The organism is Paralysiella testudinis, from assembly GCF_016894345.1.
Taxonomy (GTDB): Bacteria; Pseudomonadota; Gammaproteobacteria; order Burkholderiales; family Neisseriaceae; genus Paralysiella; species Paralysiella testudinis.
On record NZ_CP069798.1, the window covers coordinates 500,237 to 525,888 of the forward strand.

General features: G+C 54.2%; 25 protein-coding genes and 1 tRNA gene. 16 read left to right on the plus strand and 10 right to left on the minus strand.

Annotated elements, in window-relative coordinates; translation table 11 throughout:
* Window positions 1-56 precede the first annotated feature (56 nt).
* Window positions 57-695, minus strand: coding sequence for a TetR/AcrR family transcriptional regulator (locus JQU52_RS02635; protein ID WP_230339616.1), 639 nt, complete (start codon window positions 693-695; stop codon window positions 57-59).
* Window positions 696-922: 227 nt separating this feature from the next.
* Here JQU52_RS02635 and JQU52_RS02640 point away from each other — a divergent pair, with 227 nt between their 5' ends.
* Window positions 923-1,417 carry a hypothetical protein gene (locus JQU52_RS02640; protein ID WP_230339617.1) on the plus strand — a complete coding sequence of 165 codons (495 nt, stop codon included), beginning with the start codon at window positions 923-925 and terminating at the stop codon, window positions 1,415-1,417.
* Between the two features lie 68 nt (window positions 1,418-1,485).
* On the opposite strand, the gene dnaJ is transcribed toward JQU52_RS02640, so the two are convergent.
* The 8 genes from dnaJ to mltA form a co-directional block, all read right to left on the minus strand.
* A complete protein-coding gene (gene dnaJ / locus JQU52_RS02645; protein ID WP_230339618.1) occupies window positions 1,486-2,598 on the minus strand; it encodes a molecular chaperone DnaJ in 1,113 nt (370 codons plus the stop codon).
* A gap of 190 nt (window positions 2,599-2,788) precedes the next feature.
* Window positions 2,789-4,660: a ribonuclease catalytic domain-containing protein gene (locus JQU52_RS02650; RefSeq protein WP_230339619.1), complete on the minus strand. Its 1,872-nt coding sequence runs from the start codon at window positions 4,658-4,660 to the stop codon at window positions 2,789-2,791.
* Between the two features lie 202 nt (window positions 4,661-4,862).
* Window positions 4,863-5,228 carry a roadblock/LC7 domain-containing protein gene (locus JQU52_RS02655; protein WP_230339620.1) on the minus strand — a complete coding sequence of 122 codons (366 nt, stop codon included), beginning with the start codon at window positions 5,226-5,228 and terminating at the stop codon, window positions 4,863-4,865.
* Window positions 5,229-5,287: 59 nt separating this feature from the next.
* The gene (locus JQU52_RS02660) at window positions 5,288-5,947 is read right to left on the minus strand and encodes a peptidase M23 (RefSeq protein WP_230339621.1); all 660 of its coding nucleotides are present in this window, start codon (window positions 5,945-5,947) and stop codon (window positions 5,288-5,290) included.
* Between the two features lie 7 nt (window positions 5,948-5,954).
* Window positions 5,955-6,491 carry a GTP-binding protein gene (locus tag JQU52_RS02665; protein ID WP_230339622.1) on the minus strand — a complete coding sequence of 179 codons (537 nt, stop codon included), beginning with the start codon at window positions 6,489-6,491 and terminating at the stop codon, window positions 5,955-5,957.
* Window positions 6,492-6,508: 17 nt separating this feature from the next.
* Window positions 6,509-7,660, minus strand: a complete 1,152-nt coding sequence (locus JQU52_RS02670; RefSeq protein WP_230339623.1) for an alpha-glucan phosphorylase — start codon at window positions 7,658-7,660, stop codon at window positions 6,509-6,511.
* Window positions 7,660-9,138 carry a hypothetical protein gene (locus JQU52_RS02675; protein WP_230339624.1) on the minus strand — a complete coding sequence of 493 codons (1,479 nt, stop codon included), beginning with the start codon at window positions 9,136-9,138 and terminating at the stop codon, window positions 7,660-7,662. Before JQU52_RS02675 ends, JQU52_RS02670 begins: the two co-directional genes overlap by 1 nt.
* 125 nt (window positions 9,139-9,263) lie before the next feature.
* Window positions 9,264-10,574, minus strand: coding sequence for a murein transglycosylase A (mltA, locus tag JQU52_RS02680; protein WP_379060976.1), 1,311 nt, complete (start codon window positions 10,572-10,574; stop codon window positions 9,264-9,266).
* A 340-nt stretch (window positions 10,575-10,914) separates the two neighbouring features.
* Between mltA and mutS the strand changes: the two genes are divergently transcribed.
* The 14 genes from mutS to lysS all read left to right on the plus strand — a co-directional run bounded on the left by mutS (window position 10,915) and on the right by lysS (window position 24,351).
* Window positions 10,915-13,497 (plus strand): DNA mismatch repair protein MutS, encoded by a 2,583-nt coding sequence (gene mutS, locus JQU52_RS02685; RefSeq protein WP_230339626.1) that lies wholly within the window; start codon window positions 10,915-10,917, stop codon window positions 13,495-13,497.
* 72 nt (window positions 13,498-13,569) lie between these two features.
* Window positions 13,570-13,646: transfer RNA gene (locus tag JQU52_RS02690), tRNA-Met, on the plus strand.
* Window positions 13,647-13,843: 197 nt separating this feature from the next.
* Window positions 13,844-15,040, plus strand: coding sequence for a tyrosine-type recombinase/integrase (locus tag JQU52_RS02695; protein WP_230339627.1), 1,197 nt, complete (start codon window positions 13,844-13,846; stop codon window positions 15,038-15,040).
* A gap of 118 nt (window positions 15,041-15,158) precedes the next feature.
* A complete protein-coding gene (locus JQU52_RS14750; protein ID WP_328300969.1) occupies window positions 15,159-15,491 on the plus strand; it encodes a helix-turn-helix transcriptional regulator in 333 nt (110 codons plus the stop codon).
* On the plus strand, window positions 15,488-15,973 hold the full coding sequence (locus JQU52_RS02705) for a host-nuclease inhibitor Gam family protein (protein ID WP_230339628.1): 486 nt from the start codon (window positions 15,488-15,490) through the stop codon (window positions 15,971-15,973). The genes JQU52_RS14750 and JQU52_RS02705 overlap by 4 nt, the downstream gene beginning before the upstream one ends.
* Window positions 15,973-16,296: a Mor transcription activator family protein gene (locus JQU52_RS02710; protein WP_230339629.1), complete on the plus strand. Its 324-nt coding sequence runs from the start codon at window positions 15,973-15,975 to the stop codon at window positions 16,294-16,296. The genes JQU52_RS02705 and JQU52_RS02710 overlap by 1 nt, the downstream gene beginning before the upstream one ends.
* Entirely contained in the window at window positions 16,290-16,886 is a 597-nt protein-coding gene (locus tag JQU52_RS02715) for a hypothetical protein (RefSeq protein WP_230339630.1), read from the plus strand. The genes JQU52_RS02710 and JQU52_RS02715 overlap by 7 nt, the downstream gene beginning before the upstream one ends.
* A 17-nt stretch (window positions 16,887-16,903) precedes the next feature.
* Entirely contained in the window at window positions 16,904-17,548 is a 645-nt protein-coding gene (locus tag JQU52_RS02720; protein WP_230339631.1) for a hypothetical protein, read from the plus strand.
* Between the two features lie 350 nt (window positions 17,549-17,898).
* Window positions 17,899-18,090 (plus strand): hypothetical protein, encoded by a 192-nt coding sequence (locus tag JQU52_RS02725; protein ID WP_230339632.1) that lies wholly within the window; start codon window positions 17,899-17,901, stop codon window positions 18,088-18,090.
* Entirely contained in the window at window positions 18,087-18,356 is a 270-nt protein-coding gene (locus JQU52_RS02730) for a hypothetical protein (protein ID WP_230339633.1), read from the plus strand. The genes JQU52_RS02725 and JQU52_RS02730 overlap by 4 nt, the downstream gene beginning before the upstream one ends.
* On the plus strand, window positions 18,353-18,565 hold the full coding sequence (locus tag JQU52_RS02735) for a hypothetical protein (protein WP_230339634.1): 213 nt from the start codon (window positions 18,353-18,355) through the stop codon (window positions 18,563-18,565). Before JQU52_RS02730 ends, JQU52_RS02735 begins: the two co-directional genes overlap by 4 nt.
* A gap of 155 nt (window positions 18,566-18,720) precedes the next feature.
* Window positions 18,721-19,800 carry a toprim domain-containing protein gene (locus tag JQU52_RS02740; RefSeq protein ID WP_230339635.1) on the plus strand — a complete coding sequence of 360 codons (1,080 nt, stop codon included), beginning with the start codon at window positions 18,721-18,723 and terminating at the stop codon, window positions 19,798-19,800.
* A complete protein-coding gene (locus JQU52_RS02745; RefSeq protein ID WP_230339636.1) occupies window positions 19,797-21,614 on the plus strand; it encodes a DUF927 domain-containing protein in 1,818 nt (605 codons plus the stop codon). Before JQU52_RS02740 ends, JQU52_RS02745 begins: the two co-directional genes overlap by 4 nt.
* Window positions 21,615-22,839: 1,225 nt before the next feature.
* Window positions 22,840-24,351 (plus strand): lysine--tRNA ligase, encoded by a 1,512-nt coding sequence (gene lysS, locus JQU52_RS02750; RefSeq protein WP_230339637.1) that lies wholly within the window; start codon window positions 22,840-22,842, stop codon window positions 24,349-24,351.
* A gap of 67 nt (window positions 24,352-24,418) precedes the next feature.
* Here lysS and JQU52_RS02755 read toward each other — a convergent pair whose 3' ends face one another.
* Window positions 24,419-24,880: an FxsA family protein gene (locus tag JQU52_RS02755; protein WP_230339638.1), complete on the minus strand. Its 462-nt coding sequence runs from the start codon at window positions 24,878-24,880 to the stop codon at window positions 24,419-24,421.
* A gap of 271 nt (window positions 24,881-25,151) precedes the next feature.
* On the opposite strand from JQU52_RS02755, the gene JQU52_RS02760 reads away from it, so the two are divergent.
* Window positions 25,152-25,574 carry a DUF2147 domain-containing protein gene (locus JQU52_RS02760; RefSeq protein WP_230339639.1) on the plus strand — a complete coding sequence of 141 codons (423 nt, stop codon included), beginning with the start codon at window positions 25,152-25,154 and terminating at the stop codon, window positions 25,572-25,574.
* Window positions 25,575-25,652 lie beyond the last annotated feature (78 nt).

A 25,652-nucleotide genomic window follows, 5' to 3' on the forward strand; every position in this document is an offset into this window, starting at 1 on the left:
ACAACAACTAACTTATCTTTCAGGCAGCCTGAAAAGATTAAATCAAAAAAATTCAATCAAATCGGTGCTTTCAATCCGGCCACCACAAACGGCTTCACATAACGCGCCACTTGCAGCGGGTCTTTGGCATTCACCACCGTGGCCGGTGCCAAGGCCTTGAGCACATCGTTGCCGGCAAAGGCGTTGAACAAAGTGCTTAAGGTTAAATGCATGCGCCAGCGCACCGCTTGAGGCGGCAAGTCCGGCAAAATCTGCCCAAACGCCGCCAGCAGGCTGGTGGCCAGGTTTTCGTTTTGCGCCGCCAACAGCTCGCGAAACTGGCGGTATTCATCCAACATCAGCCGCGACACCAATTTGGAAAACAGCGCGGCATTGCGGTCTTCGCTTTGAATCAGCTCAAAGCAGGCGTGCACAAAACTGTCCACCACATCCTCGGCCAGCAACACCTGCTTGGTCGCCTGGATTTGCGCCAGCCCGCACAACACCGATTGCACAAACGGCACAATGCGCCGGTTTAGCACTGCCACAAACAGAGCCTCTTTGGAGCCAAAGTGGTAATGCACCGCCGCCACATTCACTTCCGCATCGCGGGTAATCTGCCGCAGCGACGACGCAAAAAAGCCGTGCACGGCAAAATGCTCTTCTGCCACATGCAGGATTTTTTCAATGGTTTGGCTGTCGTTGCCTTGGCTCATGGGGTGACTACACGCACTTTCAAACAAGTGTTTGAAACATACGTTTTAATGCAAAAGCTGTCAATGGGGCAGCACGGCTTTTACGCAGACTTTTTTAAGGCCATCACTCTAAAATGCTTGGCGCCATATGGTTTCAGGCAGCCTTGAATGCGGGCAGCAAGCCTATTGGCAACCCCGCCGCCAAGGCTTACACTGTGCGGGTTTGCAAACAACAGGCATCAATCAACATGAGTAACTGGTGGCGCATGGCGCCGATATTATTACTGTGGCTGGACATGGCCTACGGCTTTGCGCTCAATGTGCTGGGCAGCGTGGCGCTGAGCGGCAGCGATTTGCCCAAAGACGGCTTGCCGGTGGCACCGGAAATCGCTTTTAATGGCTTGCAGGTATTGGCCAACGGCGGCATGATTTTAATCGTGAGCTGGGGTTTTTGGTGTTTATGGCAGCTAAGTCGCAGCGTGGCGCGGCAACAGCCTTGGCCGATTGGCGTATTGCGTGCACTGGGACTGGCTACGGTGTTGGCATTCAGCCTGCCTCCTTGGTGGCATTGGCTGTGGGCGCTGTGGGATTTGCTGCACGGGCATATCGTGGTGGCTTGGCATAATCCGCGCTATCTGGTGGTGGCCTTATTGATGCCTTATCCGGCGGCATTGTGCTTGTGGGGTTTGTATCGACATTGGCGGCAGCGCCCGCAAAACAATGCTGTTGAAACAGCAGTATAGATGGGTTTTATAAACAATAAGGCTGCCTGAAAATATTTCAGGCAGCCTTATTATCAATATAAATCACTTTATTCAAACAAGTCGCGTAATTTATCCACAAACGATTTTTGCCGCGGCGTTTGCGCCCGATCCAAACCGGTGGAAATTTTTTCAAATTCTTCCAGCAGCTCTTGCTGGCGCTCGGTGAGGTTGACTGGGGTTTCCACCACGATATGGCAATACAAATCGCCCACGGCACTGGAGCGTACCGATTTAATGCCTTTGCCACGCACGCGCATACGGCGGCCGGTTTGGGTTTCTTTGGGGATATTCAGCTTAACGCGGCCTTCCAAGGTGGGCACTTCCACTTCGCCGCCCAAGGCAGCAGTGGTAAAGCCGATGGGCAGCTCGCAATGCAAGTCCATGCCGTCGCGCTCAAACACCGAGTGCGCACGCACATGCACGCCCACATACAAATCGCCCGCCGGTGCGCCGTGGCTGCCCGGCTCGCCTTCGCCGCTTAAGCGGATGCGTTGGCCGTCGTCGATGCCCGCAGGAATGGACACTTCCACCGTTTTACGGGTTTTCACCATGCCGTCGCCATGGCATTTTACGCACGGGTCTTTAATCTGTTTGCCGGTGCCGCGACAGGTGGGGCAGGTTTGTTGCAGCTGGAAAATGGCTTGGCGTACATGCACGGTGCCACTGCCGCCACAGGTGGAACACACCGAGGCCGAAGTGCCGGGCTTGGCACCGCTGCCGTGGCAGAGGTCGCATTCTTCGTGGGTGGGGATGGTGATTTTTTTCTTGATGCCGTGGGCGGCTTCTTCTAGGCTGATTTCGATGTTGTACTGCAAATCCGCGCCCTGATAATTGGGTTGGCGGCCACCGCCACCGGCGGCACCGCCAAACATTTGGCTGAAAATATCGCCAAAGTCGAAACCGCCGCCAAAACCACCGCCGCCCATATTGTTGGGGTCTACCCCGGCGTGGCCGAACTGGTCGTAGGCATTGCGCTTTTCCCGATCCGATAATACGGCATAGGCTTTTTGCACATCTTTAAACTGCTCTTCCGCCGCCTTGTCGCCCGGATTGCGGTCGGGGTGGTATTTCATCGCCAGTTTGCGGTAGGCGGCTTTAATCTCGCCCTCACTGGCGCCGCGCGCCACGCCCAATACTTCATAAAAATCTCGGTTGCTCATGTGATGCTGTTCCCTGTGGCTCGCCGCTGCTGTTTTGTGTGCTCGGAGTGCGGCGGCGTAATTGATACATAGACTGCTGCCCCATATCAGGGCAAAGCCGCCAAATACAAGGCGGCTTTATGGGGTAAAACGCAGATGCTGCGATTAGTAGTAGGTGCCGATAAACGTACCTACATACATACTAATCCTTTCAGGCAGCATCAATCGGGCTGGGCGCGATGGCGTTCAAATAATTCAAACCGATGCTGATTTGGTTTAAATCAACACCGCTCACCGCCAGCCGCACCCGGCTTTTGGGCAGGGCATCCACTGGGATGCCGCTGGCACGCGCCACCAAGGGCAGGCCTTCGATGCGCACCAAATCTTCTTTCAATACCACGGCATTCAACTCATTCAATTGCTGTTGTTGTACATACACCAAGCTCCAATAGCTTTCCATTTGGCGCTGAAAATCGGCATAGGCGGTGTAGGTGGATTCAAAATCGCGCAGGGCGGCAAACAGCATGCCGTCTTTGGGGGCAAAGCGCGGCGGTGTATCCGGCTGAATCAGGCTGAGCAGTTGTTTTTGGTTGATGTAGTCGGCGGCACGGCGCAAAGGTGAGGTAAACCAGGCATAGTGCTGCAAGCCCAAGCCGATGTGCGGCTCAGACTGGGTGCTCATGCGCACCTTACCCGCCGGTTGCACGCGGAACAGGCCGCCCACTTCGGCTTCATGCAGCATTTGCGCCCAGGTGCTGTTGGCCAAAATCATCAGCTCACTCACCACGGTATCAATCGGCGCGCCGCGTTCGCGCACGCTGATGCTCACGTGCTCTTGGTCGTCCACCACAATGCCGTAATCGTATTGCGGCGGGCGGGTGGGGTCGTATTTGCCGCGTGCCTGCTGCTGGGCAATGGCAAAGTCGTAGAGCCAGTTCATCTGTGTTTGATGCGGGAAAGCCTCGGTTTGGCTGCGCGCTTGTTGCGGCAAAAACAGCGGTTCAATATTTTGAATGCGCAGGTTTTCACTAATCCACACCGCTTCCACTTGATGGTGGGTGGCCACCACTTTGTAATCCGCGTCCACTTCCGCATACAGGCTCACCGCCGGGCGGTGTTGCCCGGCATCGAGGCTAAACGCGGCTACCCATTCATCAGGCAGCATGGTGATTTTGCCGCTGGGATAATACACCGTACTTTGGCGGGCAAACACCTGTGCCTCCATGTCGTCACCCGCTGCCATGGCCAGCGCAGGCGCGGCAATGTGGATGCCGATAAGGTGGTTGCCATTGGGCAAAACTTGTAGGCTTAAGGCATCGTCTACCTCGGTGGTATCGATATCATCAATCGAAAACGCCATGGCGGCGGCTTGCGGCAAGGCCGGCATGGGCGGCAACGACACATCGCCCCAGCCGATGCCGTGGGGGAAATTTTTCAGCAAAAAGCCGTCCAAAAAATACTGTGGCAACGACGGCACGCCACCCAAGGCCTGTGCCAATGCGAAGGGCGATTTTTTTTGCTGATCCGCCGCTTTGGTAAACGCTTTGTAAGTGAGGCTTTGCTTGTCTGGCGCGTGCAGCAATGATGGCAAGTCGGCGGCCACGGCTTCAGGCAGCCTGCCTTCTGCCAGCTCGGCTACCCATGCAGCAATTTGCGCTTCTTGCTGCTGTTTTCGCTCAATCGCTGCCAGTGCCTGGCGTAAGGTTTCTTCCGGCGCGGCTTTAAAAATGCCTTTGGCTTTTTTATAGAAATACATCGGTGCGGCAAATAAGGCGATTAAAATGGCGGCCTGTTCGGTTTGGCTGGGGTTATTGCCAAAATATTCTTGTGCGGCGGTTTGGCCGCTAAATTCCTCTTCGCCACATACCGACCACAGCAAATCCACATCAATTTCGGCGGCCTGTGTTTGCGCAGTCTGTAAAAACGCGGCGGCATCACCCTCGAAGGTGAGAAACACATTATTGGCCTTCACTTTGGCACGCTTGCCGTGCTGGGTGTCGACCAGATAAGTGGCATCGTTTTGCTGCACAATGGTGGCCACTTTGAATTGGCCGGATTCTTCATAAAACAGGTGTTTGCTCATGGGGGAGGTCTATATTTTGCTGACGTTGTGCTTAACAAACGCATAATTACCGCTGCTAAGGCTGCCTGAAATAAAAAACTGCCCATTGCAACAATAGGCAGTTTATTGGCCATAATTTGTGCTCGACATTACAGCTATTGCCGAATGCCGGACTGAAAGCAGGGGATTGGATGATATAAGGATATCACCCAAGGATGCTCTGCTAGCGGTAGATATCCACGATGCTTTTGGCTGCACGGCGGGCATCCAACAAAATCAGCCCCAACTTGGCGTTTTCATTGGCAGTTACCGCCAATACGGTATCGGCACCGGCCTGAATCAGCAAAATATAGCCATTGCGGCCTTTCACCATTACCTGCTCCAAATCACCACATTGCAATTCGCGCGCAGTGCGGTTGCCCAATGCCAGCAGCGCTGCGGCCATGGCACCCACGCGATCCGAATCAACACCGCGCGGCAGCAATGCCGCTACCGGCAAACCGTCGGTGGAAATCACCGCAGAAGCCGTGATGTCGGCAGAAGAGCTGTTCAAGTCGCTCAGTACGGAAGTCAGTAATTGTTCATGCATTTTACAATCTCTCTGATTATGTTATTTTGATGGTTTTTATTGTGTTTAAATATAGAAATTTAACGTTTAAGCCAGCTAATATCTTCACCGGTGAGTACATATAAGGAGCGCACCAAGGTAACAAATGCCTCACTGTTGAGCAGCGGCATGCCCGCAATCACCAAAATATATTTGATGTCGCCCACATACAGCGGGAAAAAACTCAGCTCGCTCTGCCCGCTCGGATCACAAATACCAATGGCGTTGTGGTAAATATTGAGGTTATTTTTCACCAACAGACTGTGCTTTTCCACCAAGCGGGTGGCCTCACTGGCCAGATTGGCTACTTCCTCTGCCGTTTCATGGTTAAAACCGATATTGGCAAAATAAAAGCCGTCTTGATCCACCAGTAAAGCTTTGTCATTGTCCGACAATTGACCCAAGATATCTTCAAAGCCTTCTGCGGTCACTTTTACCATCACCGAGCTAGGGTGGTCTTCACCATACAGAAATTCCAAACGCTGTAAGCGATACAGTAGGGTGAGCGCATCATGGCTGTCTTCGGCTTGCGCCCATTCAGTCAGCTTTTCAGTGGTAATCACATCATGCACATCAGCCTGCAACATATTGGCCAGCAAAATACGGCTGGCACTGTGCGCTGAGCTGGAAACCGCATAAAATGCTCCTGCCGGTGTTACTTTGGGATACAGATTATTTTGTAAAGTTAATGTTGATTCCATAAGTTGCTTACCCCTCCAAACCAGGATCAATTGAGTACAGCATGGCCGTGACCAGCTGCTTCACATCATCCTCGTTGCGCGCGTCTACTTCAAAAACCGGCACATTCAAACCATGCTGTTCTAGATATTGCTGATACACATCCACACTGGGCTGATTGCGCAAATCCATTTTGGTGACACCCACCACCACTGGAGCATCTTGTAACAAATCACGAAACGAGTCCAAAAAGAATTTCAAATCTTTCAGCGGATTAGCTCGCGTATTATCAAGCAGCAAAATCAATCCCATGCTGCCTTTACTCAGAATACCCCACATAAAATCGAAGCGCTCTTGTCCAGGAGTGCCATACAAGTGCACTTTGGTATTTTCGTCCAGACGAATCACGCCGTAATCCATTGCTACGGTGGTATAGCCTTTGCGCACCGAAGTCATGTCTGAGGCGCTGGCATCGGTTTGCACCGGCGGGTCATCTGAAAGAGCAGCAATGGCCGTGGTTTTGCCTACACCCACAGGACCGGTAAAGATAATTTTATTTTCAATCATAATATTGTTTTCCTAAATTATTTACCGCGCAGCCGGCTCATCAGCCGCTGTAATACACCACGGGGTTGCTTGGCCGGTTCATCATCACTTGCTGCTGGCGTGGCCGTGGCCGTTTCAACTTTGGGTGCTGCCCGGCTCAGTACGGTTTCGATTTCACGCTGTTGTTTTTTAGGCTCAAAGGCAGGCTGCTCAACCTGTAAATAGCCGGTGGCATAGGTTGCAGCAATGAAATTCAAAATGTCTTTCATGTCAACCGAAAGCAGCTTGTACAACATAGACAGGCTTACCGGCGTTTTAATCAAAAAGGCGGATAGCCGCATGGCATCGGGCAAAAATGCCATGCGTGTCATATTAGGCCATGATTTCAGCTTCAATACGCTGTCTGGGGTCACCGGCTCAATCAGTCTGCCTTGCGCTGTCCAAATCGCCAATTGCCAAATAAAGGCCATGGTTTTGATTTTGGCTTTCTCATGCAGCCCGGAGTTGGCCGGCACCGCTTTGGTTTCCAATGTCAGCGCGGGTTGCAGGCACAATTCTTCAATCCGCTCAGGGTCTGCGGCCAGCAGTATTTTTTCCATGGCGGGAAAAATCACCAATACGGGTTTGCCATCCACCATTATGGCAGTATCGGTATTTTCTGCTGCCAAGCGGCGCACCAAACCCAATAAAGTAGCATCGGTGCTGAAACTGCGGATAGAAACCGACTCTTGGCGTTGGTGCTCATGGCCCGCATCCGGTACATCATTTCTGTGTTTGTCTTCATTGCCCGCAGCAGTATGGCGCACTGGATTGGCGGTAGCTGCCGGCTCGGCCATGCCGGCCACCCACATGCCGTTACCTTGCAGCAGATTGCGCAAATTGGCAAACAAGCTATCGAATTTAATTGGCTTGGCCAAATAAGGAGCGGTAAATGACGGCGGTTTGGTGGCGAAATATACCACACGGGCATTGGCAAACTTCTGCTTGGCGCTACGCCATTGCTCTTGCCCATCGCCAGCATCACCATCAACCAAAACCAACTCTGGCGCAATGCCGTCACCTTCGCGTATCAGTTGGTAATTGGTGGTATTGTGCATTTTAAATGCCATGCGGAAAATGGCAAACTGACGCTCGTCCAAGTTCGGCAACAAGACATGTACGGTTTTAACGGTAGGGATATTATGGTTCATTAGTGCTGCACTCCACCATGATGAATACGTTGCAACAACTGGCTCATCGCCAGCACCACTTCTTCTGGCGGAGTTTTTACCGTATCTCGAATTTGATGTAACATTTTTTCCAGGCGCGGCCAATCTTCGGCTCGTTCATATAAATCAAACAACGCAATATAAAGCTGCGATTCTTGCGGATGTTCCAAAATGGATGTTTCCAGCAACTCCATGGAATGCTCCAATTGGCCGTAAGTCAATAACGATTCAGCATCGCGCAAAATACGCTCGGTCGGGGTTTCTGCCACAGAATCTTGGTTAGCCACGCTGTCTACCAAAGCACGGCGTTTGGCTTTGATGGCGCTGCTGCCCCGGGTAATATAACCCTGAGAAAGGCCGATTTCACGCAAGCGCTGCTCGGAAGGGTTGGCGGCCAACTCATCAAACATGGAATGGCTGCCTAAGTTATACCCCCAGCCCAGCATACGCTCTTTTACACGGCCCCCATATTGCCCCAAACTGTAATAAAGACGCCAGAGATGCTGTGCAAAAACAGTTAACTTATTATTGCGGTAGTCCAAGCTCAAGGCATCAATAATCAGGCTGGCCGGTTTTTCCGACTGGCGGATGGCTTTATTCAAGGTGCGTATGGCCGCATCATACACCAGCTGATCTTTAAGCAAACGGTAGCCATATTCGGCTTTGGTCATGCCCAGCAATACATCGCGCTCATCTTGGTTAATCTGCCAGCTCCCGACATCACCATGCACCAATAAATGGCGCTGAACATCGGCGGCAGGTTTATTTTTACCCACATCAGCAACCGCCGCCTTAGCCGCTGCCATCGGTTTGCCATGAGCGGCACCACCACTGATTTCATCCCGATCCAGACCCAGCTCTTGGGCTGCTTCTTTAACACCCCAACCCAGCAGCTCTTCTGCCAATACCCGTAAGCCCAAATGGTTGTTTTCAACCACCAAGCCGTCTTTAATCAACTGCTCGGCATCACTTTTATCCAAAGCATCACGGTATTGGGTAATAACGTCGGCCAACGCATCCATTTGCTTGGCCTGCAGCCACAGGGTTGCCAGCTCGGTAACCAACGGTTTGGTGGCAGCAAGGCTTAATTTGTTGTTTTTGAGATACAGTGCCAAAGATTCTGCGGCTTTTTGGTGATAGCCAAACTGCTTATATACTTTGTACTCAGTGAGTGCATCCACAGATTCAACCGAAACGGTGGCACTTTCCGACGCCACATCCCAAGCGGCCTCATCGGCTATTTCGGCTTGCTGTGCCGCACTTGTTGTTGTCTCAATTTGTTGAGGTTCAGCCTGTGGCGGCTGTGATTTTGGTGCGGCAGCCTTACGCCCCCCTTTTTTAGCGGGTGCCTTTTTAGACTGAGCTTTGGGGGATTGCTGCGCTTGCTTTTGCCGCTTGTTGACCACAAATAACACCGCCAACAAGCCCAGCAATAAAGGGATTAAAAGATATGTATTCATTTTTCACCCTCAACAAACGAACAATGGGCGCAAAAAATCATTTTGAGACCTTGATTATTCATCATCATGTATTTGAATTCTAAAAATATCTGTCTGGGCGAAAGCAGTAATCACCCATTTAAACATCAGCGCACTTCAGGCAGCATACCATTGGGCAACAACTGCCATACATAGCCAGGATGCTTCATTTTACCAGCCACGGCGCCCGCTTCGTCACCATAGCCCCAAAAATAATCCACCCGCACCGCACCATTAATGGCACTGCCAGTGTCTTGCGCCATCAGCAGGCGGTTCAAGCCGTGGCCGCTGGCCGGATGGGTGGTGGCCACAAACAGGGGCGCACCCAACGTAATGTAATGGCGGTCTATCGCGGCCGAATAGCCGCCGCTCAAAGGCACACCCAAGGCGCCGATAGGGCCGCTGTCATTACCCGGAAGCTGCCTGAAAAAAACATAGCTGGGGTTTTGTCCCAACACTTCCGCCATTTTTTGCGGGTTTTGTTGCAACCAGCCCTTAATGCCTTGCATGCTGGTTTGCCCTAAGGGCAAATAACCTTTATTGGCCATATAGCGGCCAATCGAAACATAGGGCTGGTCGTTTTTATCGGCAAAGCCCAAGCGCACATACTGGCCTTCGGGTGTTCTCAAGCGCCCGGAGCCTTGCACTTGCAGGAAAAACAGCTCCACCGGGTCATCCGCATAGCCCAATATGGGCGCCTTGCCATTCAGTGCGCCGGCATTGATTTCGGCTCGGGTATGGTAGGGCACAAACGCACTGCCCGACACCCGCCCTTTCAATGCGGTGGTTTTGGCATTCAGGGGGAAATCCGCCAATCGTGCTGTGTAAGCACCATCTGCCGCAATCACCCCTTGATTGGCACTGGTGATGCGCACCCGTACCGTACCGTTTTGTCTGGCGTCAACCGACAACGGCACCACCACAAAATCATTGGGAACACCGTAAATCGGGAATTTCGCCCGCCGATCTGCGCGGACATCACCCGACAATGCAGGCTCGTAATAACCGGTTACCGTGCCGGCCAATTGCCCGTTTTGGCTCACCTGCCACGGGGTGAAATAGCGCTCAAAAAAGGTTTTTGCCAGCGGGCTGTTATCCGGCAGCGCTTGCGCTTGGCGACACACACTTTGCCACGCGGGCTGCGCTTGCAAGCGTGTGCAGCTTTGCTTAAACGATGCCAAGCTGCGGCCAAACACTTGCTGCGGCCATTGTGGCAGGCTGCTGTACGCTGCGGTTTGATAACGCACACCGCCTTTGCCTGCATCATGTACATAGCCCAAAGGCATCGCCTGCCCCGGAGTTTCAGTTAGCGTAACCGGGCTTACCGTGGTGGGCACGCTGGGCGCACGCGAACCGCACGCCGCCAACGCCACCGTAGCCAATACCGCCGACCATCGCCATACCTGCCTGGAAATCATCACCATGCGCTGTTCATTCACTTGTTGGGTTGAATTCATAAAGCGCGTTTTTACCACCATTCACCAGCTTACAGCAAGGATTAGGCCAAAAAACAGCCACATCGGCCAAAATTAACCGAATTCACCCCTCGCTGGCAATCTTTATTTTCACAATATTTAACTTTATACAACAAAATTTGTTTTATGTGGGTCTTTAATCGACAGCCCAACCGTTATGACAGCCATTCAGCCAAACAGGGTTCGCACCGCCGTGGTTGGTAGATTGTCTGCAGCGGTTCGGCAAAACCGCTTATCTTGGTTACAATAGCGCTTTCGCCCGCTAACCAAACCATACACACCCATGAGCAACAAACCCGCCCTAACGCCAATGATGGCGCAATATCTGGCCATCAAGGCCGAACACCAAGACAAACTGGTGTTTTACCGCATGGGCGATTTTTACGAATTGTTTTTGGATGATGCGGTTCAGGCAGCCCGTTTGCTCGATATCACCCTCACCACACGCGGTCAAATCGATGGCGAGCCGATTAAAATGGCCGGCGTGCCCCACCACGCGGCCGAGCAGTATTTGGCCAAGCTGGTTAAGCTCGGTTGCAGCGTGGCCATTTGCGAACAAGTGGGCGAAGTCACCGGCAAAGGGCCGGTGGAGCGCAAAGTGGTGCGCATCGTCACCCCCGGTACACTCACCGATCACGCCTTACTTGAAGACAAAGAAACCAACCGCATTGCCGCGCTTTATCCGCTCAAAAAACAGCTGGGGCTGGCGTGGCTGTCGCTGCAAAGCGGCGAATTCAAAACCAAGCTCATCGACATCGCCGCCTTGCCGCACGAATTGGCACGGCTTCAGGCAGCCGAATTGCTGCTGCCGGATCACCCATCCGCCGCGGTACTTTCACTCAGCGGCGGCAACATCACCCGCTTAAATCACTGGCAATTTGCCGCCGATGCCGCCACCACGCTGATACAGCGCTATTTCGGCAGCCAAGATTTGCGCGCGTTTGGCCTCACCCCGGGCGAGCACGATGCTGCCATTGGCGCCGCCGGTGCACTGCTCAATTACGTGCAGCAAACGCAAACGCAATTGCCGCAACATCTGGACAGCCTCACGCTGGAAACCGAGCAGCAATACATCGGCATGGATGCGGCCACCCGCCGCAATCTGGAGCTCACCCAAACCTTGGGCGGACAAAAATCGCCCACGCTGTTTTCAGTGCTCGACCATTGCCAAACCCATATGGGCAGCCGCTTACTGGCCTTGTGGCTACACCATCCGCTGCGGCAAAAAGCCCAAATCCAGGCACGCCAACAAGCCGTATCGGCGCTCACCGAACACACCACCGCCGTACAAAATTTGCTGGCTGAAGTGGCCGACATCGAACGCATTGCCGCGCGCATTGCTGTGGGCAGCGCCCGCCCGCGTGATTTGTCGGCACTGCGCGACAGCTTGGCCTTATTGGCCGCCTTCAGGCTGCCTGAAACCGCCCGACAAAGCAGCTTAGTGGCCACCTTGCTAGACTGTTTTCCACAAGGGCAGGCCGTTGCCGCATTATTGCAAGCGGCCATTTTGCCCGAGCCCGCAGTGTGGCTGCGCGACGGCGGCGTGATTAACCACGGCCATCATGCGCCGTTGGACGAGCTGCGCCATATTCAAAATCACGGTGATGAATTCTTGCTCGCACTGGAAGCACGCGAACGCGAACGTACCGGCTTGTCTACCCTGAAAGTGGAATTCAACCGCGTACACGGCTTTTATATCGAGCTCTCCAAAGCCCAGTCTGAGCACGCTCCCGCCGATTACCAGCGCCGCCAAACCTTAAAAAATGTTGAGCGCTACATCACCCCTGAGCTAAAAACCTTTGAAGACAAAGTGCTCGGCGCGCAAGAACAAGCGTTGGCGCTGGAGAAAAAACTGTACGATGCCTTGTTGGCACAATTACAGGCGCAGCTGCCCTTATTGCAACAGTGCGCCAAAGCCGCCGCCAGCCTCGACGTGCTCACCTGCTTGGCCGCCAACACCCGCCACGGCAGCCATTGCCTGCCCCAATTTGTTGACTACCCCTGCATCGACATCGACCAAGGCCGCCATCCGGTGGTGGCCGCACAAGTGCGCCAGTTCACCCCCAACAGCACCCGCTTAGACGACAAACGGCGGCTGATGCTGCTCACCGGCCCCAATATGGGCGGCAAATCCACCTATATGCGCCAAGCCGCCCTGATTGTGCTGCTGGCACACATCGGCGCACCCGTGCCTGCCGTCGCCTGCACCTTGGGGCCGATTGACCAGATTTTTACCCGCATTGGCGCTTCGGATGATTTGGCCGGCAACCGCTCCACTTTTATGGTGGAAATGTCGGAAACCGCCTACATTCTGCACCATGCCGGGCCGCAATCGCTGGTGCTGATGGACGAAGTAGGCCGCGGCACCGCCACTTTCGATGGTCTGGCGCTGGCGCAAGCCATTGCCGAACACCTGCTGCAAAAAAACAAAAGCTTCACCCTGTTTGCTACCCATTATTTCGAGCTGACGCGGCTGCCGGAACAACACCCCGCCGCCATCAATATGCACCTATCCGCATTGGAGCAAGGCCAAGATATTGTATTTTTGCACCACATTGAGCCCGGCCCCGCTAGCAAAAGCTATGGCATTGCCGTAGCCAAACTGGCCGGATTGCCCGCCCGCGCACTCAACAGCGCCCACAAACACCTACTGGTACTGGAACAACAGGCCGATGCCAATCGGCGGCAACTGGATATTTTTCAGGCAGCCGCAGGCGATCAAGCCGCCCCCGATGCCAACCCCACCTTTCCGCCTGATTTGGCTGATTTGCTCAACCAAATCAACCCCGACGAATCCACTCCGCGCCAAGCCATGGAACAGCTCTACATCCTGCAACAATGGTGGGCACAACATCAGCGAAAATAAGGCTGCCTGAAAACAAATTACACAAATCCTTGACAAGCACGTGCAAGGTGCGTATAGTCCACATTCTTCAGACGCGGGGTGGAGCAGCATGGTAGCTCGTCGGGCTCATAACCCGAAGGTCGTAGGTTCGAATCCTGCCCCCGCAACCACTTACCCCTTTTCAGGGGTATTTTTTTTGTCTCACGCCGTGCAACGCCGTGAACCAAACGCCCAACAGGCAAGGCTTTGCGCCTGATTCTGCCTTTCTCTATTGTCTAACGCCGTGCAATCCCGTGTTATTGAATCAACCAATAATTGGGGGTATATTTGGGGACACTGCACGATACCCCCTAAAAAAGTACCCCCAATGCCGCTTAACGACCGCCAAATAAAGAACGCCAAGCCAGCCGAGAAAGCCTATAAAATTTCAGACGGCCACGGCCTGCACTTGCTGATTAAGCCAAATGGCGGCAAATACTGGCGCTTGAAATACCGCATAGACGGTAAAGAAAAGCTGCTATCAATCGGCACCTATCCCACAATCAGCCTTGTAGAAGCCCGCGCGGCTGCCGAAAACGCCCGCCGTATGGTGGCCAACGGGCAAAGCCCCAGCGAAGCCAAGCAAACAGCCAAACGAGAACGGGCAGAGGCCTTACAAAACACCTTTGGCCACATTGCGGCAGAATGGTATGCACACCAGCGCATTAGCTGGCAAAGCGGCCATGCTGGCAGGGTGTGGAAAATGTTCGAACGGCTGATACTGCCCGAAATCGGCAAGCTGCCTATTGCTGAAATCGGCGTTAGGCAGATTAAAGCGCTGATTGAATCCATAGCCGCGCAAGGCAACCATGAAACTGCCCGCATAGTGCTGCAAAAAACCAAGGCAGTATTTAACTATGCCGTACTCACTGAACGCGCCATCAACAACCCCGCCTTGCCGCTTGTTGGCCAAATTAAGCCCGCGCCCGTAAAACACATGCCCGCGCTGCCGCAAAGCGAAATCACCGAGTTTTACCGCCGTGTTATTACCGAGCCATCACTAAGGGAAGTTACCCGCTTGGCCTTGCTGCTGATGCCGCTTACTTTTGTGCGGGCAGGTGAATTGCGCAAGGCCGAATGGGTGGATTTTGATTTAGACGCCAAAGAGTGGCACATTCCCGCCGCTAAAATGAAAATGAAAGCGCCGCATATTGTGCCATTGTCTGATTGGGCGCTGGCGCTGCTGGCCGAACTGCACACCCTTACAGGACATGGCCGTTATTTGTTTAACGGACGCAATGACGAAACCCGCCCCATGAGTGAAAACGCCCTAAGCTACGCCATGGGGCGCATGGGCTATGCAGGCATTGCCACGCCGCACGGCTTTCGCAGCTTGGCCACCGATGTGCTGAATGAAAACGGCTATCCGCCAGACGTGATAGAGCGCCAGCTTGCGCATGTGGAGCAAAACAAGGTGCGGGCGGCCTACCACCGCACCGAGTATCTGCCACAGCGGCGCGAAATGATGCAGTGGTATAGCGACTTTTTGCGCCAGCGCTACGATGCCGCCAAGGCCATGCTTTAAGGCTGCCTAGAACACCAAGCCCACACCTAACACCAGCCCCGCGCTGGTGTTTTTTATTGCCTGCCGTTTTTGCAACGGTGTTTCAGCATGAATATTTTTCATTTAAAACCCTGCCCAGATGAAAAGCATTTTTTTAAAACGTTTTAAAAGACCGCAAACAGATACGTGCTTATCTTGTGCAACGCAGCGCAATGCAATGCAACGCCATGCAAACCAACACAAGGAGCACAACACTATGCAAAACGATGTTTTACGACCCAAGCAAGTAGCCCAGAAGTTAGGTATTTCTGTATCTGCCATCTGGCGCAAAACCAACCCCAAAAACCGCTACTATGATGCGGCATTCCCCAAGCCGTTTAAGGTTTCTGCCAACGCCACGGGCTGGCTGAAATCTGAAATTGATTCATACATTGCCAATCTGGCCACCCAGCGCCAAGGGGGTGAAGTATGAGCCCGATTATCTACACCAGCGCCGAAGCGTTTCAGGCAGCCTTTAGCCTGCTGGCCAAGCTGGAGCAACAGCGGGCAAGCAAGGCGGCCAAGCTGCAAGCCAAAATCAATGCTTTGCAGGCCAAGCACAACGAAGACACCAGCGATTTGTGCGAAGAAATCGACACCATCCGCACCGCTTTGTACGCCTATGCCCATGAACACCGCGCCGAGCTTACCGACAACGGCAAAAGCAAAACCGTGGCCATGGGCAGCGGCAGCATTAAATGGCGCAAACAGCCCGCCAAGGTAGAGATTAGCGGCGATGTGGCCGCCGTGCTGGCCGCACTGAAACGCCGCCGTTTGGGGCGCTTTATCCGCGTAAAAGAAGAGTTGGACAAGGCCGCCTTACTCAAAGACCCCGCCGCCATCAAAACCCCGATTCAGGGCTTGCAAATTGTGCAGGGCGTGGAAACCTTGAGCATTGATACAGGGGTGAAATAATGAATTCCAATGTAAACCATGATGATTTTTATGATGTTTTCTCTGAAGCCATCACCGCCACGCTGGTGCAAGAGGGCATTAGCCCCAAAGCCGCCGCACGGGCAACCATCAACGCCCGCCACTCGGTTTACCGCACCTTTCGTGGGCAAAATATTTACATTAAAAAACAGAATGATGAAGAACTATTAGAGCGCAATTTGCAATTGTTTGAAGACCACAGCAACGGCTGTAGCGTTCCTGAATTGGCACGTAAATATGAGCTAAGTGTACAACGTGTTTACGGCATTATCCGATGCGCCAGCCAAGGGGATAAACCATGCTGAAAACCTTTCAGATTTTCCGAGGTGGGGCGCAAAAATCGGGCAACGGCATAACGGTAAACATTTCCGCCGCCGAATTGCAGAAAATGGCCGAGCGCTACAACCAAAACGGGGGCACCGCCCCGCTGCTGATTGGCCACCCACCTGTAACAGAGCAAGCCGCCGCGCCCAAATACGGCATGGTTAAGCGGTTGTTTACCGATGGCCTAAAGCTGATGGCGCAAGCCGAAGTATTGCCCGATTTTGCCGCGCTGGTGCGTGCCGGGCGCTACAAGCATGTTTCTGCTTCGCTGTGGCCGCCCGGGCATTGGGGCAACCCCACGCCCGATGCTTGGGGCTTAAACCATGTGGGCTTTGTGCCGATTCCCGCCGTGAAAGGCATGGACGCGCTGGACTTTGGCGAAGACGGCACATTGCACTGCTGCACCGCGCTGGCAGCGCCCACAGCGGATTTTAGCGAAGCCTTTAAGGCTGCCTGTAGCCCTGCTTCGCTGGCCTTGCACCAAGCCGCTGTGCAACACCAACAGCAACACCCAAGCACCAGTTACGAGCAGGCTGTACGCGCCTGCCTTGCCCAGCATCCCGATTATTAAACCAAGGAGCAAACACCATGACAACCAAACCGAAAATTATCCAATCCGCCCTTGCCGCCATTTCTGGCGAGCTTAAAAAAATGCGTGAAGAACGCACCAGCACTGCCGCCGAAATCGGCAAGCTGCAAGCCGAAATCAAGCGCCTGCAAGATATGCCCGTGAGCCGTGCCGATTTTGGCCTGCTGCTGCAAGAACACATTGCCGCCCAAGCCCAGCGCACCGATGCCGCTTTGCTGCATGATTTGCAAGACGTTAAAAAAACCTTTGACGGCCAAAGCATTGAATACAACCAATACAACAAGCGCGGCATGGCTGAAATGGAAGTACACCGCTTTGGCGATTTTCCCGACTGGATTTTTTCCTACAACCTCCTTGCCAACCCAGCGGGCGGCGTGCTGGCTTCGGGGCAATTAAAAGCCCGAGAATTGCAAAGCCTGCTGTGTTGGCTGCTGCCTGAAGTGATTCACAGCAAAATCATGGCCGTGATAAATGAGCAAATTGGCGCGGAATGGGGCAATGATACCCTGCCCAGCGTGGCCGAACGGCGCGAACAAATCGCCGATATGCAGGCCGAAATCGCCAGCCTGCAAGCCCGTTTGGCCGAACTGGACGCGGCATTAGCAGAACTTGGCAGTTCGTTTCACCATCCCGCAGCGGATTAGCCGAAAACCAACAAGCCCTGCTGAATAATCACCAGTAGCGCTTGACAACCCCAAAAAGCAACGGCAATATGGCGGCCAGCGGTTTCAATCAACCGCGCCAGCCGTGACAAGCTGGACAAATCGGCAGACAAGCCGCACACGAGCAACAGAGCTACACCGATAGCCAAGATTGCCCAGCGGTTTTTTTACGTCTGTATATCCCTTGCAGTGCCTTTCAATGGCGGGCGGGGGCAAGGTAAGCGCTTGCGCTTGCTGGTTCGATTTGCCAGTTTGTCACCCCTTGCCCTTTGCTTGCCGCCCACCGTGTGACAACGGAAAGCGGCAAAGAAGCTAAATCGAAAGGTAACATCATGACTACCCGCAAAGCGTTCTCACGCCCCCTTGTTTCCCACAAAATCCGCACATTCCCGAATCTGATTCAAGCCGCCGCCTTTGTTGACCGCCTCACCGCCAGCAATGCCGCCGCCTACCGCTTCAATATCCAGCAAACCGCCGCCGATGCGTGGACTGTTGCCCGCGTGGTGTCAGGGGGTGCAGCATGAACAGCCTGCACACCAACACCCAAGCAACGCCAAACAATATGCTGCAAGCGCCAAATGGCGCATTGTATTACCCGCTTAGCGAAGACGCCCACAATATGCTGTGCCGCACCGAGGGCGCATTGTGTGCATTGTCTGAGCTGCTGTGGAATACCGCCCGCACGGGCAGCCATCCCAAACCCGACAGCATTGGCGATATTGTTGGCATGGCCGCCGATACCCTGCACGACATTCTGAAAGACATAAAACGCCAAGGCGGTGCAGCATGATATTCAACGGCCAACCAGACACCTACATTTTTAGCGAAGAAGAGTTTACCGCCATTGAGCGCGTGGCCGATATGCTGGACGTATTGGCTTCTTCCTATCACCGAGACGGCGACAGCTTAGAAAACAAGCTGTGCAACACATTGGGCTTTATGGCCGATATGTTGACCGCCGCCGCCCGCAACAACAACGGCACCAACGCCGCCGAATAAACCCCCGCCACCCGCCAAGCCCTGCCTAAAACACGGCAAGGCGGGTTTTTTGCATCCTGCATCTGGCTAAACCCGCCGCCAAGGCGGTCACAAACGCGCCAGACCGACCACCGAGCAGGCAGCAAGGGCAAACCCTTACCGAAAGGCACACCGCCATGAAAACGCCCCTAAACCGCATCCCGCCACTGGCAGACCTCAAAGCCGCCGCCCTTGGCCGCTGGCCTGAAATCCATGCCGCCCTAGGCATAGCCCTAGAATACCTAAACCCCCGCAAACATTGCCCCTGCCCCTATTGTGGCGGGCGTGACCGCTACCGCTACACCGACTTTCAGGGCAGCGGCGGCTTTATCTGCAACCAATGCACACCCGATGGCGGCAGCGGCTTTGATTTACTTATGCTGGTGTATGGCTTCAGCTTTGCCACCGCCGCCCGTGAAGTGGCCGCTGTATTGGGTATGGCCGATGTTTCAGGCAGCCAATACACCCCGCGCACCACGCCCACACCGCCCCCCGCCAAGCCCAAACGCGACCGCCAAAACGACCTTAACAAACTGCTGGCCGTAAGCCTGCCCATTACCCCCGCCTGCCCCGTGGCTGGCTACCTGCAAGGCAGGGGCTTGCCGCCTGCCGTGTTTCAATCCTGTGCCGATGTGTTCTATCAGCCCGATTTACTTTATTGGCACCACACCAGCGCCAATACAGCCCCTTTGCTGGATTTTTACCCCGCCATGCTGGCCGCCATCCGCACCCCAGACGGCCAATTGCAGGGCTTGCATAAAACCTACTTACAAGCCGCCGCAAACGAGCAGGGCTGGCACAAACTGGCCGCCGCCCATCCCGAAACAGGCGAAGCCCTGCCCGCCAAAAAAATGCAAAGCCGCTTTTCAGGCAGCCTGAAAGGCGCTGCCGTGCATCTGGCCGCCCCCGATGCGCAAGGCCGCTTGATGGTGGCCGAAGGCATAGAAACCGCCCTTGCTGCCAATGTGCTGTTTGGCTTGCCCGCCATTGCCGCCCTAAGCGCCTACGGCATGGCCGCGCTGCAATGGCCGTCTGAAACCAAAGAGCTGTTTATCGTGGCCGATAACGACAGCAACGGCACAGGCATGAAGGCCGCGCATGACTTGGCTGTGCGCGCTGTTAAGGCGGGTTTATCGGCCAATATCTGGCAGCCGCCCGCCGCAGGCTTAGACGCCTTAGACGTACTCAACCACCGCCAGCAAGGGGGCAAAGCATGAACACCGCCGCCACCAACACCAGCGCCGCCAACGACACCTTGCCCGAATGGGAAGCCGTTACCCTCAAGCCCTATTTTGAATGCACCCGCCACGGCGTGTTTTACATTGCACTGGAAACCGACAAAGACGGCCAAACCACCGAAAAGCCGCCCCTGCGCCTATCCGACCCCATCCGCCTGATTGGCCACGGCACCAACGCTGCAGGCAGCCATTACCGCGTGATTGAATGGCAAGACAGCATCAGCCGCCAGCGCCACATTGCCGCGCTGCCCATGGCCGAAATCGGCAGCAATTGGGCAAAGCTGCAGGGCATGGGCATTGCCATTATGGCCAGCCGCCGCAAACGCGAGCTATTGGCCGATTATCTGCAAACAGACGGCGCACAAACCCCCTACACCATTACCGAACAAGCGGGCTGGTGTGCAGGCCGCCGCGCCTATGTGCTGCCCAGCGGCGAAGTGCTGGCCGCCAATACCGAAGCGCCAAACGCAGCCAACAGCACCAAGCCCAAAAGCAAACGCACCGAAGCCCCGCGCATCATCTACAACGGCGACAAAAGCCAAACCGCCGCCTACCACGCTTCAGGCAGCCTTGATGAATGGCAGCAATACATCGCCCGCCACATGGCAGGCAACAGCCGCCTATGCTTGGCCATCGGCACCGCACTGGCCGCCCCGCTGGTGTCACTCTTGGGCATGGAAGCAGGCGGCTTTCACCTGTTTGGCGATTCGCGCGACGGCAAAAGCACCGCCGCCCGTGCCGCCTTAAGCGTATGGGGCAACCCCGATGCCCTTATGCTCACATGGACAGGCACCGGCCACGGCTTTGCCAATACCGCCAACGCCCGCAATGATAATCTGCTGGTGTTGGACGAAATCGGCCAAGCCGCCCCGCGCCATGTATCGCAAACCGCCTACAGCGTCATCAACGGCGTTTCCAAAATCCAAGGAGCCAAAGAGGGCGGCAACCGCGAAATCAGCCGCTGGCGCGTGTTACTGCTTTCTACAGGTGAGAAACCGCTAGACGGCTTCTTGCAGGCCGCCCGCACCGATTGGAACGCAGGCCAAGCCGCCCGCCTGCCGTCCGTGCCATCCGATGCAGGCAAAGGGCACGGCATCTACGACACCCTGCACGGCCACCCCAAAGGCAGCGCCCTAAGCGAAGCCCTAGCCCAAGCCGCCACCGCACACCACGGCCACGCAGGCCGCGCCCTAGTGCAGCTACTGCTAGACAACCCCGCCAGCCACAACGAAGCCCGCCAAATCATGGCCGATTTTATGGCCACCCTGCCCGATATGGACGGCCAAGCCCGCACCGTGGCCATGCGCTTTGCCCTAGTGGCCGCCGCCCTAGAGCTGGCCGCCCGCCATCAAATCACAGGCTTGGCCGCAGGCATCTGCCTGCCCGCCATTAAACAATGCTTTGACGCATGGCTGGAACGCAACGGCAGCGGTAAATACGAAGACCGCCGCATATTGGAAAACGCCATCGGCTTTATGCAGCAATTTGCCCATTCCAGCCGCTTTGCAGAGTACCCCGGCGGCGCGGCAGACCGCACACCCGCAGACTTGGCAGGCTACAGAAAACTGGCCGATACCCCCGCCGCAGACCTGTTTTACATCCTGCCGCCTGTTTTTGTGGCCGAAATCTGCAAAGACTACGACAAAAGCAAAGTGTGCCAAGTGCTGTTTGATGCCGCATGGCTCAAACGCTGCGATAGTGAAGAAAAACCCCGCTGGCAACACCAGCTAAGAGGCAGAGGGCGGCTTTATGTACTCATTGGCGCACTACCGCCAGACGAAATGCAGGATTAAACCACCACACCCCAAGCGGCCACACAGGCCGCTTTTTTATTGCCACCATAAACGCGCCAGAATGCGCCCAGATTGAATTTACCCACCAAGGTATACTACCCATTACCCAAGCATCAAAACGCCGTTACAGCGCAACAGCGGCGAAGGCAGACGCATTGCTGCCAGATACCAGCGCCACACCAGCAAACCAAAACCCCTATTCAACAAACAGGAAACAATCACCCCTGATTGTTGAATAGAAAAAATCGCTATAGGGAAAAACTGTTTTTTGGTGGATACGGTGGATACATACAAAAATTAACTATACAAAAGCTTATACAGAAAGGCTTACAGCCGTATCCACTACAAATCTTATCAGTGGATACATAGTGGATACGGTGGATACATTTGTAAAAGTTATTTTAAATCATTTGCTTGTAGAGCTGATTTTTTACAGTAGTGAAAATGTATCCACTGGTATCCACGTTAAGTTTTGTCCGTGGATACAAAAAGGATTATTTAATTCAATGGATTAAGTGACCGTATCCACAGTATCCACCATATCCACCTAGTTGCGCCTATATATACGGTTTTTTATAGGCGGTTTTTGGGAAATCCCCATGGCCGCTTTTTTGCTATAGGCCAAAACCGCCGCCAAGACAGGAAATACGGGCATTCTGCCCACCATGCAGGCGGGATTGGGCGGGATAAATCGGGATATGGCGAGACAACGCGGAACGCCAGCGGCATATTTGACAGCCGCCACCGCAACGCACAAAATGGCAACCCTACCCGCGGGCTAAAATCTTGGTTATTGCCGCACAGCAACATAACGGCAAAAAATGGGTGACTTTGACAAATTGGGGGTATTTTTGGGGGTATCCTTAAAAATTAACCAAAAAATAATATTTAAAATTAAGATATTATTTGTTTATTTCGAGTCATGCCCCAAAAAAAGACCTGCCCAAAGCAGGTCTTTTTTGCATTCTCATTTATCTTAAATAATGCCGCCGCCGCTGTTTTGGCTTAAAATATGCGGCTAACTACCGACTGATTTTTTGGATTTAAGCACCGATTCAGGCAGCTTTATCAAGCGGCCTGTAAAAGATTAATTTTCTTCAGGCAGCCTTTTAGGCTGCCTGTGATAGATTGATTTTTCAGGCAACCTATCGGCTGCCTGTGATAGATTGATTTTTTCAGGCAACCTATCGGCTGCCTGAATCCCCTCAAGCCTCAAGGACGCAAAATGAGCCAACAGCAACATCCGCAAGACGAACCGCAACTTGACGAAAACCAAATCATGGCCTTGCGCCGTGAAAAGCTGGCGCACATCCGCAGCCAGGGTGTGGCTTTTCCCAACGACTTCAAACGAGATGCCTTTGCCGCCGATTTGCAAGCGCAATACGGCCATTTAGACAAGGCCGAGCTGGATCCGCAAAACATCCCGGTGAAAGTAGCCGGACGCATGATGCTCAAGCGCGCCATGGGCAAAGCCAGCTTTGCCACTCTGGCCGATATGGGCGGGCAAATCCAGCTCTACATCAATAATCAAGGCGTAGGCGAAGCGGCGCACGAAGCGTTCAAACACTGGGACATGGGCGACATTATCGCCGCCGAAGGCACTTTATTTAAAACCAACCACGGCGAGCTGACCGTGCGCGTATCGGCCATCCGTCTGCTGAGCAAATCGTTGCGCCCTTTGCCAAATAAATTCCACGGCTTGGCCGACCAAGAGCAAAAATACCGCCAGCGCTATGTGGATTTGATTACCAATCAAGACACCCGCCACACCTTTATCCAGCGCAGCCGTATTATCCAAACCATCCGCAACGTGATGGTGGCCGAGCGCTATTTGGAAGTGGAAACGCCGATGATGCACCCCATCCCCGGCGGCGCCACCGCCAAGCCGTTTGTTACCCATCACAACACGCTGGACATGCCATTGTATCTGCGCGTGGCACCGGAATTGTATTTGAAACGGCTGGTGGTGGGCGGGCTGGAGCGCGTGTTTGAAATCAACCGCAACTTCCGCAACGAAGGCATGAGCACCCGCCACAATCCCGAATTCACCATGATGGAATTCTACGAAGCCTATGCCGACTATCGCCGCATGATGGACTTAACCGAGCAGCTGATCCGCAGCGCCGCCGAAGCCGCCACCGGCAGCGCCGTGGTGCAATACAACGGCAAAGCGGTAGACTTAAGCCAGCCTTTTGCGCGCATGACCATTGTAGAAGCCATCCAGCATTTCAATCCCAACTACACCAGCGCCCAGCTCAACGACGAAGCCTGGCTGAAACAGGCGATTGTGAAACACGGCGAAAAACTGCCGCCCGCGCCCGGCATCGGCAGTTTGCAGCTGGCTTTGTTTGAAGGCTGTGCCGAAGCCCAATTGTGGCAGCCCACCTTTATCGTGGATTACCCGGTGGAAGTATCGCCACTGGCACGTGCCTCCGACAGCAAGGCGGGCTTAACCGAGCGCTTCGAATTGTTTATAGTAGGGCGCGAACTGGCCAACGGCTATTCCGAATTAAACGACCCGGAAGACCAAGCCGCCCGCTTCAAAGCGCAAGTGGCTCAAAAAGACGCCGGCGACGACGAAGCCATGCACTACGACGCCGACTACATCCGCGCCATGGAATACGGCCTGCCGCCCACCGGCGGCTGCGGCATCGGCATCGACCGCTTGGTAATGCTGCTCACCGATGCACCTTCCATCCGCGATGTGGTGCTGTTTCCGCAAATGCGGCCGGAGTAAGTTGATTAGATGTAGAAAAGGCTGCCTGAAAGCATTTCAGGCAGCCTTTTTATGCACAATCAAATGATTATTCGCGTTTGTCTTGCGGCAAGGTATGGCTGGGTGGTACCGGATCGGCATCGCTCACCGTGTATTCGCCTTCAATTACATCACCATATTGCCCACGCTGCGTGCGCTGGGCGCCGGTATTGAAATCCGCCGTTTCCAATGGCCGCCCTTTAAATGGCAGCATCAATATCAAGGCGGCGATATCGGAAACAAAGCCGGGGCTCATCAACAACAGCGCCGCCACTACAAAACGAATCGGCCACAACAGCTGGTAAAGCGACACGCCTTGGCCATTGCGCACCGATGCCCCAGCCACCATCACTGCTGCAAAACCGATATTGCGAATCATCAGCGAGCCTATCACGCAGCCGGCCACCATCAACAAGAAAGTGATGCCACCGCCCAGCCAATCGGCCACCAGCACAATCGACAACACCTCTAGCAATAGCAATGAAATCAGCGCCCATCCCAAAAATCGCATGTTTTGTCCTTATATTTTTACTTATTTGGTGTATTACGCAGGCCAAATGGGCGTGGCCGTACGCAAATTCAATCAACCCCTACGTCAAAGCAGGTAAAACCACCCAAACACACCAAGCCAACTGCACGTTGGTAGAATTTTTGTTCTAAAAATCTGCTTTGCGCCCAACCCGTTTTACTCTATTGTAGTGCACTTGCTCGGCGCCTGCCAAACGTGAATAAAATCGCACGCCGGGCACGGCAAGACCCATAAATTGATGAAGGAGAAAACCATGAAAAAACTGTTGCTGGCACTCTTGGCCGTTTCGGCCACCGGTGCGGCCTTTGCCGACGGCATTGTGGGCAAATGGCGCACCATTGACGATGCCACCAAAAAACCCAAAGCCATTATCCAAATCACCGAGTCCGGCGGCATTTACAGCGGCCGCATTGTGGCATTGGAAGCCGGCGTAGACCCCAATTGCGGCGACTGCGACAACGCCCAAAAAGGCAAGCCCTTGGTAGGGCAAACCGTGTTGCGCGGCCTGCGGCTGGACGGCGATGCCTACACCGGCGGCAAAATCACCGACCCCAAATCGGGCAAGGTTTACAGCGCCAAAGCCACCGTGGCCAACGGCGGCAAATCATTACAGGTGCGCGGTTTTATGGGTATTTCCGCCTTGGGGCGCACCCAAACCTGGCAACGGGTGCAATAAGTTTTGTCTGGCAGCAAAACAGCCAGAATGTAAAAAAACGCAAACAGGGCGCAACCAAGCGCCCTGTTTTTTGTCTGC

Excerpts from the sequence above, each read along its gene's own strand:
- JQU52_RS02635 (WP_230339616.1), bottom strand. The coding sequence starts at position 695 with ATGAGCCAAGGCAACGACAGCCAAACCATTGAAAAAATCCTGCATGTG.
- lysS (WP_230339637.1), top strand. The coding sequence starts at position 22,840 with ATGAGCCAACAGCAACATCCGCAAGACGAACCGCAACTTGACGAAAAC.
- dnaJ (WP_230339618.1), bottom strand. The coding sequence starts at position 2,598 with ATGAGCAACCGAGATTTTTATGAAGTATTGGGCGTGGCGCGCGGCGCC.
- JQU52_RS02705 (WP_230339628.1), top strand. The coding sequence starts at position 15,488 with ATGAGCCCGATTATCTACACCAGCGCCGAAGCGTTTCAGGCAGCCTTT.
- JQU52_RS02695 (WP_230339627.1), top strand. The coding sequence starts at position 13,844 with ATGCCGCTTAACGACCGCCAAATAAAGAACGCCAAGCCAGCCGAGAAA.
- JQU52_RS02650 (WP_230339619.1), bottom strand. The coding sequence starts at position 4,660 with ATGAGCAAACACCTGTTTTATGAAGAATCCGGCCAATTCAAAGTGGCC.
- JQU52_RS02660 (WP_230339621.1), bottom strand. The coding sequence starts at position 5,947 with ATGGAATCAACATTAACTTTACAAAATAATCTGTATCCCAAAGTAACA.
- JQU52_RS02720 (WP_230339631.1), top strand. The coding sequence starts at position 16,904 with ATGACAACCAAACCGAAAATTATCCAATCCGCCCTTGCCGCCATTTCT.
- mltA (WP_379060976.1), bottom strand. The coding sequence starts at position 10,574 with ATGATTTCCAGGCAGGTATGGCGATGGTCGGCGGTATTGGCTACGGTG.
- JQU52_RS02640 (WP_230339617.1), top strand. The coding sequence starts at position 923 with ATGAGTAACTGGTGGCGCATGGCGCCGATATTATTACTGTGGCTGGAC.
- JQU52_RS14750 (WP_328300969.1), top strand. The coding sequence starts at position 15,159 with ATGAAAAGCATTTTTTTAAAACGTTTTAAAAGACCGCAAACAGATACG.
- JQU52_RS02725 (WP_230339632.1), top strand. The coding sequence starts at position 17,899 with ATGACTACCCGCAAAGCGTTCTCACGCCCCCTTGTTTCCCACAAAATC.
- JQU52_RS02745 (WP_230339636.1), top strand. The coding sequence starts at position 19,797 with ATGAACACCGCCGCCACCAACACCAGCGCCGCCAACGACACCTTGCCC.
- JQU52_RS02655 (WP_230339620.1), bottom strand. The coding sequence starts at position 5,228 with ATGCATGAACAATTACTGACTTCCGTACTGAGCGACTTGAACAGCTCT.
- JQU52_RS02740 (WP_230339635.1), top strand. The coding sequence starts at position 18,721 with ATGAAAACGCCCCTAAACCGCATCCCGCCACTGGCAGACCTCAAAGCC.
- mutS (WP_230339626.1), top strand. The coding sequence starts at position 10,915 with ATGAGCAACAAACCCGCCCTAACGCCAATGATGGCGCAATATCTGGCC.
- JQU52_RS02760 (WP_230339639.1), top strand. The coding sequence starts at position 25,152 with ATGAAAAAACTGTTGCTGGCACTCTTGGCCGTTTCGGCCACCGGTGCG.
- JQU52_RS02675 (WP_230339624.1), bottom strand. The coding sequence starts at position 9,138 with ATGAATACATATCTTTTAATCCCTTTATTGCTGGGCTTGTTGGCGGTG.
- JQU52_RS02730 (WP_230339633.1), top strand. The coding sequence starts at position 18,087 with ATGAACAGCCTGCACACCAACACCCAAGCAACGCCAAACAATATGCTG.
- JQU52_RS02710 (WP_230339629.1), top strand. The coding sequence starts at position 15,973 with ATGAATTCCAATGTAAACCATGATGATTTTTATGATGTTTTCTCTGAA.
- JQU52_RS02670 (WP_230339623.1), bottom strand. The coding sequence starts at position 7,660 with ATGAACCATAATATCCCTACCGTTAAAACCGTACATGTCTTGTTGCCG.
- JQU52_RS02715 (WP_230339630.1), top strand. The coding sequence starts at position 16,290 with ATGCTGAAAACCTTTCAGATTTTCCGAGGTGGGGCGCAAAAATCGGGC.
- JQU52_RS02755 (WP_230339638.1), bottom strand. The coding sequence starts at position 24,880 with ATGCGATTTTTGGGATGGGCGCTGATTTCATTGCTATTGCTAGAGGTG.
- JQU52_RS02735 (WP_230339634.1), top strand. The coding sequence starts at position 18,353 with ATGATATTCAACGGCCAACCAGACACCTACATTTTTAGCGAAGAAGAG.
- JQU52_RS02665 (WP_230339622.1), bottom strand. The coding sequence starts at position 6,491 with ATGATTGAAAATAAAATTATCTTTACCGGTCCTGTGGGTGTAGGCAAA.